General features: G+C 39.5%; 12 protein-coding genes. 4 read left to right on the top strand and 8 right to left on the bottom strand.

What is annotated here, in order from left to right; genetic code table 11:
• Nucleotides 1–179: 179 nt before the first annotated feature.
• Complete coding sequence (locus IQ259_RS24570) at nt 180–1484, bottom strand: acetyl ornithine aminotransferase family protein (RefSeq protein ID WP_193888630.1); 1305 nt, start codon at nt 1482–1484, stop codon at nt 180–182.
• Between the two features lie 402 nt (nt 1485–1886).
• Here IQ259_RS24570 and IQ259_RS24565 point away from each other — a divergent pair, with 402 nt between their 5' ends.
• Complete coding sequence (locus tag IQ259_RS24565) at nt 1887–3167, top strand: hypothetical protein (RefSeq protein ID WP_193888629.1); 1281 nt, start codon at nt 1887–1889, stop codon at nt 3165–3167.
• Nucleotides 3168–3189: 22 nt separating this feature from the next.
• Here IQ259_RS24565 and IQ259_RS24560 read toward each other — a convergent pair whose 3' ends face one another.
• Nucleotides 3190–3849 carry a PEP-CTERM sorting domain-containing protein gene (locus IQ259_RS24560; protein WP_193888628.1) on the bottom strand — a complete coding sequence of 220 codons (660 nt, stop codon included), beginning with the start codon at nt 3847–3849 and terminating at the stop codon, nt 3190–3192.
• 449 nt (nt 3850–4298) lie between these two features.
• Here IQ259_RS24560 and IQ259_RS24555 point away from each other — a divergent pair, with 449 nt between their 5' ends.
• Nucleotides 4299–4946, top strand: coding sequence for a hypothetical protein (locus tag IQ259_RS24555; protein ID WP_193888627.1), 648 nt, complete (start codon nt 4299–4301; stop codon nt 4944–4946).
• Between the two features lie 144 nt (nt 4947–5090).
• On the opposite strand, the gene IQ259_RS24550 is transcribed toward IQ259_RS24555, so the two are convergent.
• The 4 genes from IQ259_RS24550 to IQ259_RS24535 all read right to left on the bottom strand — a co-directional run bounded on the left by IQ259_RS24550 (nt 5091) and on the right by IQ259_RS24535 (nt 10136).
• A complete protein-coding gene (locus IQ259_RS24550; protein WP_193888626.1) occupies nt 5091–5954 on the bottom strand; it encodes a YsnF/AvaK domain-containing protein in 864 nt (287 codons plus the stop codon).
• A gap of 122 nt (nt 5955–6076) precedes the next feature.
• Nucleotides 6077–6979 (bottom strand): DUF2382 domain-containing protein, encoded by a 903-nt coding sequence (locus tag IQ259_RS24545; protein WP_193888625.1) that lies wholly within the window; start codon nt 6977–6979, stop codon nt 6077–6079.
• A gap of 148 nt (nt 6980–7127) precedes the next feature.
• Nucleotides 7128–7970 (bottom strand): DUF2382 domain-containing protein, encoded by an 843-nt coding sequence (locus IQ259_RS24540; RefSeq protein ID WP_193888624.1) that lies wholly within the window; start codon nt 7968–7970, stop codon nt 7128–7130.
• A 270-nt stretch (nt 7971–8240) separates the two neighbouring features.
• Nucleotides 8241–10136, bottom strand: a complete 1896-nt coding sequence (locus tag IQ259_RS24535) for a transketolase (RefSeq protein WP_193888623.1) — start codon at nt 10134–10136, stop codon at nt 8241–8243.
• 721 nt (nt 10137–10857) lie between these two features.
• Here IQ259_RS24535 and polA point away from each other — a divergent pair.
• Both polA and IQ259_RS24525 read left to right on the top strand, forming a co-directional pair.
• Nucleotides 10858–13785 carry a DNA polymerase I gene (gene polA / locus IQ259_RS24530; protein ID WP_193888622.1) on the top strand — a complete coding sequence of 976 codons (2928 nt, stop codon included), beginning with the start codon at nt 10858–10860 and terminating at the stop codon, nt 13783–13785.
• Between the two features lie 195 nt (nt 13786–13980).
• Nucleotides 13981–14193, top strand: coding sequence for a hypothetical protein (locus IQ259_RS24525; protein WP_193888621.1), 213 nt, complete (start codon nt 13981–13983; stop codon nt 14191–14193).
• Nucleotides 14194–14286: 93 nt separating this feature from the next.
• Here the strand turns inward: IQ259_RS24525 and IQ259_RS24520 are convergent, their stop codons facing one another.
• Together IQ259_RS24520 and psb27 are read right to left on the bottom strand one after the other, a co-directional pair.
• Nucleotides 14287–15786, bottom strand: coding sequence for a family 10 glycosylhydrolase (locus IQ259_RS24520; protein WP_193888620.1), 1500 nt, complete (start codon nt 15784–15786; stop codon nt 14287–14289).
• Nucleotides 15787–16036: 250 nt separating this feature from the next.
• Entirely contained in the window at nt 16037–16405 is a 369-nt protein-coding gene (psb27, locus tag IQ259_RS24515; RefSeq protein WP_193888619.1) for a photosystem II protein Psb27, read from the bottom strand.
• Nucleotides 16406–16431 lie beyond the last annotated feature (26 nt).

Genomic DNA, 16431 nt, shown 5'->3' with positions numbered 1-16431 from the left:
GCTTTGCGAACATACCCATGTTCTGCTCCGCTTCACGGCTTCTCTGCGAGACGCTGCGCGAACGGCACAGGGATTGCTCCCCCTGCTCCCTGCCCCCCGCCCCTCCGCCTCTTCGGTGACACTTCAACAAGCTCAGTGACCGCAGGGGACAGAGTGAAGCAGGGGAAGAATTGTAATTTTTACTCAGCACTTTTAAGAATATCGGAGAGAATATCAAGGGCGGTTTGAATTTGGTTACTATCAATAACTAGGGGTGGACAAAAACGAATTGCTGCTTTGCCGCAACCGAGTAATAACAGACCGCGTAAAAATGCCTCTTGGATGATGCGATCGCGTAGTTTACTATCATAATTACCCGCTTCATCTACTAAATCCACCGCTACCATCAAACCTTTGCCTCTGGGTAAAGACATTTTGGGAAATCTTTCATGCAAATGAGTTAAGCCAGCTTGTAATAGTTCCCCCATTTGGGTAGCGTTAGTCATCAAGCCGCTTTCTAAAAGTCGCAAAGTTGCCAGCCCAGCCGCACAAGCTACAGGATTTCCACCAAATGTGGTAGCGTGGGAACCAGGCGGCCATGTCATTAATTCTGGCCGGGCAAGAATTGCGCCGAGAGGTAAACCACTGGCAATACCTTTAGCAGTGGTAATAATGTCAGGCATAATATTCCAATGTTCAATGGCAAACAAGCGACCTGTACGCCCCATACCTGATTGCACTTCATCCACTACCATTAATATGCCGTAGCGATCGCAGATATCTCGAATTCTTTGCAAAAAGCCATCTTCTGGGACGATGTAGCCACCTTCTCCTTGAATTGGCTCGACGAAAATCGCTGCTACTTCTTGGGGCGGTAGCATAGTGTTAAATAATTGTGTTTCTAAATAATCTAAACTAGCGTGAGTGCCGTAAGGAATGTGAGTTACGCCGGGAACTAACGCCCCAAAGTTAGCCCGTTGCACGGTTTTGGAACCAGTCAAAGACATTGCGCCGTAGGTGCGTCCGTGGAATGCGCCTAAAAAAGCCACGATGAGCGATCGCTTGGTGTAATATCGAGCTAGTTTAATTGCGCCTTCGTTAGATTCTGCCCCAGAGTTGGTGAAAAATACCTTTGCCCCTTCTGGAAAAGGGGCGCGAAAGGCTAATTTTTCCGCCAGTTCTACCATCGGTTCATAATAAAAATCCGTCCCTGACATGTGCAGTAGACACGCCGACTGTTCCTGAACTGCTTTGACAACTTCCGGGTGGGCGTGTCCAGTAGCGGTGACAGCAATACCAGCCGTCATATCTAAAAATACGTTGCCATCGACATCTTCCACCATGCAGCCTTGACCACGCGCTACCACTAAGGGATAGTCACGGGTGTAGGATGGTGAAGTTACGGCGCGATCGCGTTCTACAATTGCTTTAGCGCGAGTTCCTGGTAAAGCAGTCACCAATCGCGGCACACTAGGTAAAGGTTGACTTAGGGAGATACTTAACATTTTTTTAGATTTTTTTTAGATTATTGATGATTAAACTGTCATGTGCGATTTTTGACAGTAACATTTGCTGCTATTTGTATAAATGTTACGCATTGACAGAAAAACGGTAATATGAGTTATTTAGTTTTGATATAGATGAAAATTTTTCATGAATTCTCCGAATGAATGAACATAAGAGTTTCATGGCTATGCTATTACTGAGTGTCTATATTGGCTGAGTATGGAAAATACTGGCTTTTACGATGTTAATTACACCCATAGAAGATTGATTGGGTATACAGGTTTAAATTTGAACAAGCTATAATGCCACTATTGTAATCACGGCTGCTACATTGTCAAATTAATATCCTCCAGATATTAAGCAAGTGTAACTATTTTTATTAATAGAGTTTTTTCCCACTCATGAGTAACCTATTCAGTCAAAAAATCTGCATCACTGTAGGTATTGCTGCCTTATTAACTACTACTGTCGCTCATAGCTATTTCTCTACTCATTCAATAAACCAACAACTAGTACAACCAGAAAATATTCAAGACAATTCTGCCCTATCTCAATCGCAAATTTCTTTAGCTTCAATGCAAACAGCTAGTGTAACTACGCCTATTGTATCGCAAATATCTGATAAATATGCAGCTTCAGTATCTGTAGGCTATCCAGTTATTGATGAATGGAAAAACTATAAATTTAGTATTAATGGTAATCAGATTTTATCTACAGCTAAATTACCAACGAGCAAAGTTAATTTCAATCAAACAGATTTATTAACTACCTTGGTTAATACCCGCAAATATTTCCAAGACCACGCTACACAAGACCTAGATATTCTGCGTAAAGGTTTATTAGGAACTCAAGGAGTCAGTGTAGAAGATATTCTCAAAACTTTAGACTTTATGATTGTTGTCTTAGAAGAAGACATTGCCAATAATCGTTCAACTCGTCTTCAAGATCCTAATTTTATCAATAAAAATTTTCGCGTTATTAAATGGAATGCTTTTAATAAGCAAAACACCAGTCAAAAGCAGTTACGCATTACTAAATACGCAGTTTTCACTCATCCAGGTTCTCGTACCAAAACAAGTAAATTTAATACGCCAATTTATAGTTTAAAAGATAACTCAGCCACAGATAAATTCTATACTAGATATACTAAACAGGATGTCTTATCCGGTATTTATGAACCCGGCGGTAAAGAATTTGGCAAAGTCCAACCCTTAGCTTATCTTACCCGTGATGGCTTAGAAGAAGCCCTCTTGCAAGGTACTATCTTGATTAACTTCAGCGATGGCTCTAGAACATTTTTTAATGTAGATAGAAATAATGGCATATCTTATGTTCGGGGTTTAAAAGGAACAGCCCAGAAACGTTATTGGTATTTTAAAAAGGTAGATGCCATTAAAGGTTATGGTTACAAAATAGATGCCAAAATTTCTGTTAAACCAGGAGTAACTTTTGCTGGAGATATTTTGAATATTGGTTTAGGTAAAGTAGTAGTAATTGAGCATATTAAAGGTGGACGTAAAAATCTGCAAATGGGAGTAATTGCAGATACAGGTGGAGCATTTTTACCTAATCTTTACCAACTCGATTTTCTAGCAGGGATTTTTAAAAATCGGCAAGAATTTGGGCAGCATATCAGGCAATTGCCTGAATATGCTACAGCGTATTTCTTAGTCAAAAAATAAACTGCTACATTTTATTTTTTTGTTATTTTTTGGAACTAGCTAAACGCAAACGCTTTTTCCGTTTTATGAAAGTACTCAAGCTCATTGCTGCACCGATACCAAGAATGGTAGACGGTTCTGGAACTGTGGTGACTACAAAATCAAGGTTGTAGCGCTCTATGCCGACTACAGTTTCCTGAACCCAGAAGGTGTAAGTACCTTGGCTCAGTTTACCGGAAGGAAAGCCAACAAAGGTACTTCCCTGAATTGGTGTTGCTACACCCAAATTGTCTAAAATATTCTCACCTACTTGTGTTCCAGGATTTGCACCAATTAAAGCTGCACCAAGTAATGGAGGTGTGTTTGCACTAACAGTACCAGCTTCAATCTGGGAACCTGCTTGCACGGCAAAAAATCCTTGATTGGAGACTACGTTATCTAGTCCAATATACTCAATCAGAGTAATCTGGCTGAGTTCACGACCAGGGAGAATAGTGAAGGAGAAAAAATCTCGGTCAAGATTTGGGTTGCCGGTGGTTGAGCCAATGATTTGGTTGGAGCCAAGTGACAGGCTCAGTGGTGTTGGATTCAAGCTATTATTCGACAAGTCGCCATTAAGTTCTTCGTTATAGATGATGTTTTGTGCATACGCATGAGGCGCAAAAATCGAGAGGGTTAACAATCCTACTAATAAACTTTTCATTCATCTACCTCTGTTGTAGTGGAAATTAGGTTACTGAGCTATAGCTTTTTCCGTCTTAATTTAGGAAAAATGTAAGTGAATATCCTACAATTTCGGTATGATTATAGAGTTAATTTTTAAAGAAAAATTTAAAGACTCAGTAAGAAATTAAACCATTAATTAAAAATCTGCTTGATTAATCAAGTAATGATGACAACTATTTTTCTTAGATGGCTGGATATATAACTACTATCTGATTTTTTTTAAAACTCGTTAAACTTTAATCTTCTAGCATCCGCTTGTCTTTTGCTCGTATACACAAATCGGCGAAAATAACAAGAAAAAATGAGCTTTATTAGCTAATAGTTCACATAAAAGCTAATTTATGCCAAAATCTCGCTATGGATACTTGATAAATGACTCCTTAAGTACAATCATAGAACTTCAGGGGTATCAATGTAAAAGTGATTATGAAAAATAGTCAAAATTTAAATCATGACTCAACCCAACTGATAGAACCCAAGCTAGAACTGACAAATATTAAATTGGGTTCAAGAAGAAGCTCAAACACTATTATTTATCTGCTGACGCAGCATCCTTTGTTGTTGTTAAGTGGATTTTTTATGATGATTCTTGGCACATCTGCCTTGGCATTTTACAGTCTCAGTCATGTTGGTGGTGCAAAACAGTCCGAATCAGAGTCAATACCAGTGGTGGTAGAGGAACCAATTACAACAACGTCTGAGAATAGCAATCCTACACCTTTATGGATGGTAATGGCGATCGCTCTTAGTTGTGGTAGTGGTTGCTACGTAATTTTCCGGTTGTTTAACCGTTCAACCCAGCCTCACAAAGTCCCAAAACCTGTTCGTAGCAATCAAAAAGCTTTAAAGTCAGTTCCTAAACCAAAATGGGAACCACAAACCTCTCAGAATTTGCCGGTGTTTGTACCTTTGCAAGCACTTCAGCCAATTGCGTCAATGGCCATGAAAAGCAAATCTTTGGTCGAAGTTCTACCGCCACCACATCAATATCGCCTAGATAAAGGCAAAGAATCACTAGCAGACTTGATGGATATTCGCAAAGATAATTCTTTGTCAACGCTTTTACAAAAGTAGTAATTTTTCTGTAAAACAAAAACCTTTGAAATAAAGACTTTGACTGTTTGAGACTTAACAAGCTTTGAAGAGCTTGATTAATGCTAATAAAAAAAAGTAGGGGGAAGAATTTCCCTCTACTATTAATCGTCTGCTAGAAACTTATTACACAGATTTAGGTTTTTGACCTTTAGAACAGCGGTCAACCCATTCTTGATATTTTTGTTTGTGTGATTCATCTTCACATAAAATAGAGATTCGCACTCGCTGACATCCGTGTTTTTTTTCGAGAGCGATCGCATTTAAGAGTAAACTAGCTATTTTAGGAGAGCTAAATTCTCCATTCACCGTTAAATTACTAGCAAAATTGCTAAATGATCCATTTTCAACCTCGGTTAATGCAATCTCAGAAATTTCTTCTGATGCTAAATCAATCGCTGCAAGTTGCTTATGTTCTGGACTAACTTGTTCCACAATTAATTTCTCACGCCGCACAGGTACTTGCATCATCCGGGTTTCGATTTCTTTACGAACAATTACTTCGCCGATTTTTTGTATGTGGCTATCAACTACTAAATGTTCTTCTAGTAAGCGAATAATAGTTTCTTCAGGAATTTTTTCTAAATTATCTGCTTCCATAGCACTATTTACTAGCTCCGTAGAATTATCAGATAGTCTTTGATACCCAATTATTTGATTATTTACATTTTCAGGCATATGTTCAATTGCTGATGTATTTATGTTTAAAAAAATAGATTTATTTAGAGTGTCTATTCTTTGAATTTTTTGACTCCACAACAGAACAAGCCGTTCTCTAATTACTGGTTGTTCGTTTTTTTGTATTTGATTTACCTGTTGAGATATTACTAAATTTAGTCTTTGGTTACTATCTAAAATTAAATCTCTTACCTTGCCAACTAGTTGCCCTTGATTATCTATGACATCAAAATTAGCCACCTTTTTTTTTAAGGTTACTAACAAGGTGTGAATGCTAGGTTTCTGATTATTTTTTTCAATATTATCTATCATAATGTGGCTAGTTATAAGCATAATTTGTAAATTAGAAGTACAGGTAAAGCTACTCAAAAGTGCTACCTGTACTTTGTTTAATTAATGATTAGTAAATAACTAATCACTAATCACTTTGTTAATTAGCGTTCTTCAATTGGCAAGCCAGGAGCATTTACATCTAACTCTTCTCGACGGATAGTTTCTTGAGCTTCAACCGTATCTTGTTCTACAACCTTTTTAACTCTGACTTCTTCCCGGACAAATGCTTCTTTGCGAATGTCAGCAGTTTCTTCGTGGATTTCTACACGCGCAACTTCACCCTCACGGAAATTAGCTTCACCAGGAGAAACGACTCTACCAGCATCTTCTGGGGTTACACGTTCAATCACGACATGTTCTCTTTCCACTGGCACTGCAACTCGTGCAGTTTCAGTTTCTATATGCTTCCCAACTGCTACTTCACCAGTTTTTTGTCGTCTTTTGTTAGCAATTAGCCGTTCTTCATACAGTCTCAAGGTTTGATGATCTCGCTCATTTAACCCAAATAAAGAAGGCTCTTGTTCGTAGTTATAGGTGTCGTGGGTGAAGGTTGGTGTTGCTGTATGACCTGTACCCAACGGTGTAGATGCTTCTAAAGGTGTGGGTGTGTCTAGACGTGTCGATGTATCTAAAGGTGCGGTCTGGTATTTGGGATTGCGATAAACACCACGTACTCGTTCTTCATAATCGTAATCGAGTTGGCGCTCATCAAATTCTGGTAAGTCTTCTGCTTGTTCTCTGGTCATACCAGTTGCATAGACGCGATCGCGTCCGTAATCAATGCGGCTTCGACCTACTGGCAATAATACCTTTTTACCAAAAATCCAGAAACCTAAGTCAACAACTAAATAGCGGAAATGGCCTTCATCGTCTACCAAAACATCATGAACAGTGCCAATTTTTTCATCTGTTCCTTCTGTATATACGCCTAATCCTTTAATATCTTTATCTTCAAAGGTATCACGATAGTTAGGATCAAATTCATTTAATTTGTAAAGTGCCATTATATTTTACCTCTGGACTTTTATGACATTTCTCAATATTTAATGTAAAAAATTATTCATTAATAAGCATCTTTCGAGCGAATGAATTTAAATAAAGGCGGGTAACAGATAACAACTATTACCCACACTGTTTCCTCTTCCTTTTTACTTAGATAACTTCCGGTCTAATACTACTAGTATCATCTAGATGTAATTCGCCTGTAGTATTAATATCTAACTCTTCTCGACGAATTGTATCTTCTGCTTCTACGGTATCTCGGTCTACTAATTTTTTCACTCTTACTTCTTCACGGACAAACGCTTCTTTACGAATTTCTGGTGTTTCTTCGTATATTTCTATGCGTGCTACTTCACCTTCTTGAAATTTAAGTTCATTGGGATCTACAACTGTTCCTGCTTGCGTGGGTGGAACTCGCTCGATTAAAACACGCTCTTTTTGAATGGGGATTGTAACCCGCGCAGTTTCTGTTGCAATATGCTTACCAACTGCTACTTCTCCGGTTTTGACACGGTGCTTATTAGCAATCAGCCGTTCTTCATAAAGTCTAAGTGTTTGATGATATTGCTCATTCAAATTGTATAAATTAGGTTCTTTCTGGTAATTGTAGGTATTGCGATCATAATTTATATTGCTGCTTGCATGACGAAATACACTGCGTACCTTTTCTTCATAATCCTCATCAACCATGAGATTTTCATGATACTCAGGTAACATTTCCACTTGTTGTTTACTAAGCCCATCGACATATACACGTTGTGTTGGATAATTGATGCGTGAAAGGCCTATTGGCAGTAATATTTTCTTACCAGAAGTATCTAATCTTGTGTCAATAACTAAATATCGAAACCGTCCATCTTGGTCAACTAAAGCATCGGTTACTAAACCAACTTTTAGTCCTCCTTCACTATAGAGATCCAAACCTTTAACATCATCACCGCCAAATGTTTCTCGGTATTGCGGATCAAATTCTTCGAGTTTATAAAGGGGCATAGGTTATAAAATATTGAGGATATCGATTTATGTGTTTATGGTAAAAATTACTGTGATAAATATCCTCTTACTGACGACTGAACTGAATTGAGATATATATAGTGTTTATCTCATACTTTATGATTGAAATGGCGATGAATTAAACTGTATTGATCACCAGTTAGCATAGTTCTTAAGTTAGATAAGGTAGCTCAAAAAATATACTGTAAGCAGGAAGATAATATGAGCGATCGCCTGCCTACAATAAAATTTTTAACCAGATAGAGCAAACTAAGCTGATACGCGGACTGATTGTTTAACAAGCGATCGCACGGCTGCAATAATGGCATCAGCATCAATTTTGGCAGCATGAAGCAATTCTTCTGGGGTTCCGGAAGTTGGCATATCACAGACGGCTAATTTGATTAGTTGAAGCTGCGTCCCTTCGTAGATGGGAGTTTCCCCAGTACCGGCAAAAGCATCCAGCACAGCAGCGCCTAATCCCCCTTCCGGCCAATGGTCTTCAACTACGACTAAGTTACCTTCTGTATCATGTGCAGCTTGATGTAGGGTTTGCACGTCAATGGGTTTGACTGAGTAAGCATCGATGATGCGGACTGTGATCCCTTCGTTTTTGAGGCTTTCGTAGGCTTTCAGTGCTTCATGTAAAGTAATACCTGCACCAATAACAGTGGCTTGGTCTTGGTCAGAACTACGGATAACCTTGCTACTACCGATAGGAAATTCTTCTTCAGCACCGTAAATTACAGGTGTAGCTTCGCGGGTAGTACGTAGGTATACAATACCCTGGCGATCGCTCATTTGCTCTACTAGTTTGGCGGTTTGATTGGCATCACTAGGATACAATACGGTGCTATTCCACACAGCCCTGAAGGCTGCTAAATCTTCTAATCCCATTTGGGAAGCGCCATCTTGACCGATAGATACGCCAGCGTGAGAACCCATAAGTTTAATATTGGCACGAGACACAGCAGCCATCCTGATAAAATCGTAGGCACGTGTCAAAAAGGCCGCAAAGGTAGAAGCGAAGGGTTTGTATTTTCTGACTTGCAAACCTACCGCAGCTGCAACCATTTGTTGTTCGGCAATATACATTTCAAAGTAGCGTTCAGGAAAGGCTTCGGCAAAATCTTCCACATAAGTAGAATTATTTACCTCTGCATCCAGGGCAACTACATCTGGTTGAGCAGTTCCTAAAGCTACTAAAGCATCGCCGTAGGCTCGACGTGTGGCTACTTTTGTGCCTTTTTCATAACTAGGAAGTTGCAGTGATTGAGGATTACTTATTGGAACAGGTTGTGATTGTGCTTCCGGTTGATTGACTTGGATGGTAATCTGACGTTCACCGCCTAACTCTGCGATCGCTTGTTTTTCTTGTTCAGCTTTTAAAGCTTTACCATGCCAACCACCCAAATCTTCCAAAGAAGCCACGCCTTTGCCTTTCTTGGTGCGGGCGATAATTACTATTGGGCGATCGTTAACAACAATGGCAGCACTCAAGGCTTCATCTATTTGGGTCAAATCATGTCCATCAATTTCTATCGCTTGCCAGCCAAAGGCTCTAGCACGATTAGCATAGGCTTGTGTATTCCAGCCTAATTCAGTTTGACCCCGTTGACCCAAGCGGTTAACATCAATGATGGCAATCAAATTATCTAAAGTGTAGTGTGAAGCATGGTCAAAAGCTTCCCAAACCGAGCCTTCGGCTGTTTCACTATCGCCTAGTAACACCCAGACATGATAGGGCAGTTTATCTAGATATTTACCTGCTAAAGCTAACCCCACAGCCATTGGTAATCCTTGTCCTAGAGAGCCAGTTGCCGTATCCACCCAAGGTAATATTGGTGTAGGATGGCCTTCTAAACGGCTACCAAATTGCCGCAGCGATCGCAATTCTTCATCGCTAATCACTCCAGCGGCTTTGTACATCGAATATAACAAGGGTGCAGCGTGGCCTTTAGAGAGAATAAAGCGATCGTTATTCGGATTTTCGGGATGCTCAAAATCGTAACAGAAATATTTGGAGAGTAAAACTGCCATCAAATCCGCAGCAGACATAGACGATGTAGGATGACCAGAACCAGCAATGGTTGTAGCGCGAACACTATCAACACGCAACTGTTGAGCTAGTTCATGCCATTGATACAGTTGCTCTTGTGTAGTCATAGTTGTTTTCCTAAATTAAAATAATTAAAATCAAAAGCTATTGGCGTGTAATTTTGGATTTTTGTAAAAAACTTGTTCTATTAAGATTTGTTTTAATTGATGTCAGCTTTATTCAAATCACCCGAAGCTGATCTGAATGGGATTTATTGACAATTAACTCTACAAATCTGGTATAAGTAGGTCGGTGTTAAAAATTGTCGTTATGACAAGGCAGGAGGCAGAGGGCAGAAGGGAAGAGGTTTTCAAGCTACTTTACTTTCCGTTAAATAGTTCGGTTTATTTGCACCTTTCTACTTAAATGTTATTGTTATTACTCTGATGCAGAAAATTCTTACTGTCTATCTTGGTTTAGTTTAGAAAGTAAAATAAAAAAACGCTTCTTACTAATGGAATAACTAATATTTCTATCTACAAGAAGACACAAAAAAATAATTTTTTATTATCCGATGTTATTCTATTTATTCAACCCAGTTAAATAACTAATGGTATTGCTAGTAAGCTAATAAAAAATATGGTATGGTAAGTTACTCATTTTGGAATTTATTGGCATTTAGCTGCATAATTCAAAAGAAAATTTCGGCGAGTACCCTGTTTTCTTAGAGTTACACTCTGTGAGTTATCTTGGTCTATGTCCAAATTTTGTTTGGGCAATAGTTCAAGAAATTCGATTATTTAATCTCGATTTATCAAGGTAAATAAAGCTCTTAGCTACAATATAGCTATGTCTGAAACTGCTGCTTCTCTAACCACAACCCGCCCCACCTTCATCTTAGTCGATGGACATTCCCTAGCATTCCGTTCATACTTTGCCTTCGCCAAAGGACGAGATGGCGGACTGCGGACTAAAACAGGAATACCTACGAGTGTATGTTTTGGCTTTCTCAAGTCTCTGTTGGAAGTCATGGCGACACAACAGCCGCAAGCAATGGCTGTTGCATTTGATTTGGGTTTACCGACTTTTCGCCATGAAGCTGACGATACCTACAAAGCTGATCGTCCGGGGACACCAGAAGATTTTGTTCCCGACTTGAAAAATTTGCAAGAGTTACTCGACGGCTTGAACCTAAAAATTTTTACAGCGCCTGGTTACGAAGCCGATGATGTTTTAGGAACCTTAGCACAAAAGGCGACGGCTGCTGGGTATAAAGTGAAAATTTTAACAGGCGATCGCGATTTATTTCAACTTATTGACCCAGACAAAGAAATTACTGTTTTAAATTTTAGTCCAGATGCTTTAAAGCGGTCTACCAATAGTATTACAGAGTTTAGTACAGAACAAGTTAAAGAAAAATTAGGCGTATTACCTACACAAATCGTCGATTTTAAAGCTCTTTGTGGTGACAAATCAGATAATATTCCTGGAGTTAAGGGAATTGGCGAAAAAACAGCAGTGCAGCTACTAAGTAGCTATGGTTCTCTAGAGCAAATTTATACTGCTCTAGCTGAAATTAAAGGAGCAGTTCAGAAAAAACTAGCAGAAGGTAGAGAGGATGCAAACAAGTCTCAGTATTTAGCAAAAATAGTGACAGATGTACCTCTAGAAGTTGATTTAGAAAATTGCAAATTAACCGGATTTGATACAAGTATTCTCACTCCTATTTTAGAAAAACTAGAATTCAATACTTTTTTAAAGAAAATCACCGAACTTCAGCAAAAATTTGGTGGTACAGTTCCAGAAACTCCAGCAACAGAAGAAGTATCAGAAACAATCACCACTGATGATGATGATAGTGATTTATCATTTTTTACTGCGGAGGAAACAGCCGCATACCAACAGCAACCAGTTTCAGAAATTCAACCACAGATAATAAATAGCCAAGCCAAACTTACCGAGTTGGTAAATTTATTGCAACAATTTACCAACCCTGCAACACCAGTTGCTTGGGATACAGAAACCAGCGATTTAGAACCGCGAGATGCGGCTTTAGTAGGAATTGGTTGTTGTTGGGGAACGCAACCAGATGAATCAGCCTATATTCCCTTGGCGCATAAGCATGGTGAAAATTTAAATAAAGAGATAGCACTTGCAGCACTACGTCCTATCCTAGAAAGTGCTGATTATCCAAAGACATTTCAGAATGGTAAATTTGACCGCTTAGTTTTTCGCTGTCAAGGAATTAACTTGGCAGGAATTGTGTTCGATCCCATGCTGGCTAGTTATGTTTTGAATCCAGATACTAGCCATAACTTAACTGACTTATCTTTACGTTACTTGGGGTTAACTATTCAAAATTATGTAGATTTGGTTCCCAAAGGTAAAACCATTGCTGATATAGATATAAAGGCTGTAGCAAATTATTGTTGTTTACAAGTCAATGCTACATTGCAATTAGTGCCAAAATTGCGAGAAGAACTGGAGAAATTTCCTGCATTATTTCAACTATTACTAGAAGTAGAACAGCCATTAGAAGCAGTTCTAGCAGAGATGGAATATACAGGTGTCCGCATTGATTCAGCTTATCTGCAAGAACTCTCACAACGGTTAGAAATAGATTTAGCAAAATTAGAAGAGCAAGCAACTCAAATAGCAGGAGAAAAATTTAATTTAGGTTCTCCAAAGCAATTGAGTCAAATATTGTTTGAAAAATTGGAATTAAGCACCAAATATTCCCGAAAGATTCAAACGGGTTATTCTACCGATGCAGCAACTTTAGAAAAGCTGCTAGATGTTGATAGTAGTGGGTTTGTTGAGGCGATAATTGAGTACCGCACTCTATCAAAATTAAAATCTACTTATGTAGATGCACTACCAGCATTAGTACGTCCTGATACTCAACGGGTGCATACAGATTTTAACCAAGCCGCAACATCAACTGGTCGATTATCTTCTTCCAATCCAAATTTGCAAAATATACCAATTAGGACTGCTTTCAGTCGTCAAATTCGCAAGGCATTTTTACCAGAAACAAATTACGTAATGGTAGCTGCTGATTACTCACAAATTGAGTTAAGAATTTTGGCACATTTGAGTCAGGAGCCGTTGTTGGTGCAAGCATATCAACAAAATGAAGATATTCACACAGTGACGGCTCGATTAGTCTTTGAAAAAGAAGATATTTCAGCAGATGAAAGAAGAGTCGCAAAGACGATTAATTTTGGTGTAATTTATGGTATGGGTTCGCTGAAATTTTCGCGCTCAACGGGGATAGATAAAAACGTTGCTAACGAGTTTATCAAAAGATTTAACGAACGGTACGCCAAAGTTTTTGCGTATTTAGAGGGAGTCAAAAAACAAGCGATCGCGCAAGGTTATGTCGAAACTATTCTCGGTCGTCGTCGTTATTTTGATTTTACCAACAACAGTTTACGCAAGTTAAAAAATAGCAATCCCGAAGATATTGACTTGAGTAAATTGAAAAACTTAGGCCCTTACGATGCGGGTTTACTGCGATCGGCTGCCAATGCACCCATTCAAGGTTCTAGCGCTGATATTATCAAAATTGCAATGGTGAGATTGCATGAAGTGTTAAAGCAATATCAGGCGCGTTTGTTATTGCAAGTTCACGACGAATTAGTATTTGAAGTTCCTCCTAAAGAATGGTCAGAATTACAACCACAAATTAAATCAGTGATGGAAGATGCAGTTTCTTTGAGTGTGCCATTGCTGGTAGATGTCCGTGCGGGTGAGAATTGGATGGAGACGAAATAATCGCTCAGTTGCAATAACTTTATATATGCCTACTGTCGAACAATTAAAAACATTATTCATCCTAAGTTTTTGGGCTACCAAAATGTATTTACCAGTATTTTTGGTCAGAATAGATGAACGGACAAAAAATATTGTGATCCTCGCTGGTGAGGAAACCGAGATTATAATTTATCCAAACGGGAAGTGGAGATATATATGAGTAAACCAGATTTTACAACAATGCCCCGTGCTGAATTACGGCAGTATATTCTCGACCACCGAGAAGATGATGAAGCTTTTCAAACTTATTTAGATAGATTCACTACTGAAGACGCTGTAATCTTTCCAGCCCCGCAATCGATAGAGGACTTAGAAAACTTCCCAGAGTTGCATCAACAGAACTTAGAGAGGCTACGAAAGCAAGCTTAACTGACTTAGTGCTGAGTGCTGAGTCCTAAGTACTTTTTACTCACTCAACACTCTACACCAAATCTGAGATTTTGATAATCGTTGCGTAACTGATTAACGAATGCGACAGAATTTGCGATCGCTATCATTCTCTGGATATTGCCAAGAATAAGCAAAATGGCTAACTCCCGCCAGTTGGGGAGCAAATTTGCGTAATGCCTGCATTTGTGATTCTAGAGATGGACGATTGCTGGTTGATTGTCCCCATGCTCCTGCTAGGGCTGGAATAACTTGTGTACCTGGTTTTGCTACATTTAAAACCTGCTGCACTTGGGTTGCAATACAGCTCACATCACTGCAAGTTGCATAGGCCATAGCGTGCCACTCCAAGTTACTAGGAAATCGATCCCAAGGTTGCAAACGGGAATCATACCCTTGTCCAACGGTTTGGTTTCCATCTGGAAAAAACACCACTCCCGATGGAATGCCTAGCTGCTGTGATGGGTAACTCGCTAAAGCCACAAAATCCAAGATGCCTTGCATGGCATGAGCAACCATCAATTGCCATAATTCAACCTGCAAAGTTGGTTGTCTGTTTGCTGCGGGTAAGAGCGCTTTTTGCTGTGGTGGCGGAATGCGCCCTTGCCACATCGGTTCACCTTCTTGGGGATAAAGCTTATCGACTTGATCTATATCTGCAACGGTGATATATCCCTTCTTGAGAAACCGTCGAATCAAATCCAGCCCTTTAGAATTCAAAGCTCGACGAAATAAAGCTTCTTGAATTGCTGGCGTAAATACCCATAAATCCGAGACTTTCGTCGCAATAGAATCAGTCCCAGCTTGCCTGGGATAACGCACATAATCAAATAACAAACCATCCGGGCGACGGCGCAGCACTTGCTGTACCATTTGGAAATAATCGCGTTTGGCTTGCATGTTGTAGGGGTCAATAAATACTTGCGAACCGTTATCTACAACATATAAACTGGTTTGCCCTTTGCCATTACGAGCGATCGCCGCTTCGCGATCGGGACGTTGGGCGTAGGTATAGCCAAAATTAGTCGTAAACATCCAAGCATATACCTTTAAACCGCGTTCCCGACCTTTTTGAATTGCCACAGAGAGTAAATCAACGTTTTCTGCTCCTGGGGTACGCACTACAGAAGGCCAAGCTGTGGGGTTATCTCCTGCGGGTAATAATACCTGCCCATCATAAAATGCTTCTACATAAATTTGATTATAGCCACGGTTGACTATTCGATCCATTATTTGGTCAATTGACCCTGGTTGAATGTCACAAGGATAGAGGCGTAACCAAACAGCTTGAATTTTTGGCCAATTACGACTGCGACACGTTTGTAATTCTTGTGCGTGTTGTCGTAACAACTGCTGGTATTTGTTTTGGGCATCGCGATCGCCTTTTAGTGCCAACAAACGTAACTTTTCTTTTGTTTGCGTTGCTGTGGTTGATAACAGGCAATCTTGTTTTACTTGCGCCTGTGCTGGCTGGGTGACAAAGTTAGGCAATAAAAGACTACTGCTAAAAAGGGCAGTAAACAGGCTTTGCCACAATAATTTTGATTTTAAAAGTTTTGCGGGATGGTTAGACATACCTACAAGGTAGATGTACAAATTCACAGGGATTATTAGGGCGTATCAAATGTTATAGTCCAAAAATCAGGGCTTTGAAGCCTAATTTTTGAAGACTCCTAAACCCTGTTTACTGTTGCTAGATTTTTTAATATAAATTCTTTGAAATTCAGATTTAACTACTACAAATATTCGCCTGAGACTACCAAAGTCAAGAGTCCAAAGTAATAACCTTGGACTCTTAACTTTCAAAAAAACAAATAACAAATGGTTAAGCACCACGCTTTAATGCAGATTCTACCTGCTGGAACTCCTGTTCTAGGCGACTCTTCAGCTTTTCTGGGACTGGACGGTTTGGATAAGAACTGTAGTGTCCTGCTAGGGAGTTGAGGGCTGTACGCATGGTTGTAAAAGAACTTAGACTAGATATAGATCCAGCCCGTTGGTAGCGGGCTGAAAAATCGTTAATTTTTTGACGTGCTTCTGCTTGAAGTGCTGCTCTCTCTGGTGATTTGTCAGATACTTCGAGGGCTTGTCTTAGAGGCTGTTTTAAAAGTCTAAGAGGTGGTAAAAAAACTCTCTCAGTATATGCTGTGAATAGATAATAGACAGCACTGAGAGAGCAACATGAGTAAAGCATACCCTAGCAATCTGACCCGCGCCCAA

The organism is Fortiea sp. LEGE XX443 (assembly GCF_015206815.1).
Lineage (GTDB): Bacteria > Cyanobacteriota > Cyanobacteriia > Cyanobacteriales > Nostocaceae > Nostoc_B.
The sequence above is the reverse complement of the archived record's forward strand: the minus strand, read 5'-3'. Positions and strand labels throughout refer to the sequence as shown.

Excerpts from the sequence above, each read along its gene's own strand:
- IQ259_RS24570 (WP_193888630.1), bottom strand. The coding sequence starts at position 1,484 with ATGTTAAGTATCTCCCTAAGTCAACCTTTACCTAGTGTGCCGCGATTG.
- IQ259_RS24565 (WP_193888629.1), top strand. The coding sequence starts at position 1,887 with ATGAGTAACCTATTCAGTCAAAAAATCTGCATCACTGTAGGTATTGCT.
- IQ259_RS24560 (WP_193888628.1), bottom strand. The coding sequence starts at position 3,849 with ATGAAAAGTTTATTAGTAGGATTGTTAACCCTCTCGATTTTTGCGCCT.
- IQ259_RS24555 (WP_193888627.1), top strand. The coding sequence starts at position 4,299 with ATGAAAAATAGTCAAAATTTAAATCATGACTCAACCCAACTGATAGAA.
- IQ259_RS24550 (WP_193888626.1), bottom strand. The coding sequence starts at position 5,954 with ATGATAGATAATATTGAAAAAAATAATCAGAAACCTAGCATTCACACC.
- IQ259_RS24545 (WP_193888625.1), bottom strand. The coding sequence starts at position 6,979 with ATGGCACTTTACAAATTAAATGAATTTGATCCTAACTATCGTGATACC.
- IQ259_RS24540 (WP_193888624.1), bottom strand. The coding sequence starts at position 7,970 with ATGCCCCTTTATAAACTCGAAGAATTTGATCCGCAATACCGAGAAACA.
- IQ259_RS24535 (WP_193888623.1), bottom strand. The coding sequence starts at position 10,136 with ATGACTACACAAGAGCAACTGTATCAATGGCATGAACTAGCTCAACAG.
- polA (WP_193888622.1), top strand. The coding sequence starts at position 10,858 with ATGTCTGAAACTGCTGCTTCTCTAACCACAACCCGCCCCACCTTCATC.
- IQ259_RS24525 (WP_193888621.1), top strand. The coding sequence starts at position 13,981 with ATGAGTAAACCAGATTTTACAACAATGCCCCGTGCTGAATTACGGCAG.
- IQ259_RS24520 (WP_193888620.1), bottom strand. The coding sequence starts at position 15,786 with ATGTCTAACCATCCCGCAAAACTTTTAAAATCAAAATTATTGTGGCAA.
- psb27 (WP_193888619.1), bottom strand. The coding sequence starts at position 16,405 with ATGCTTTACTCATGTTGCTCTCTCAGTGCTGTCTATTATCTATTCACA.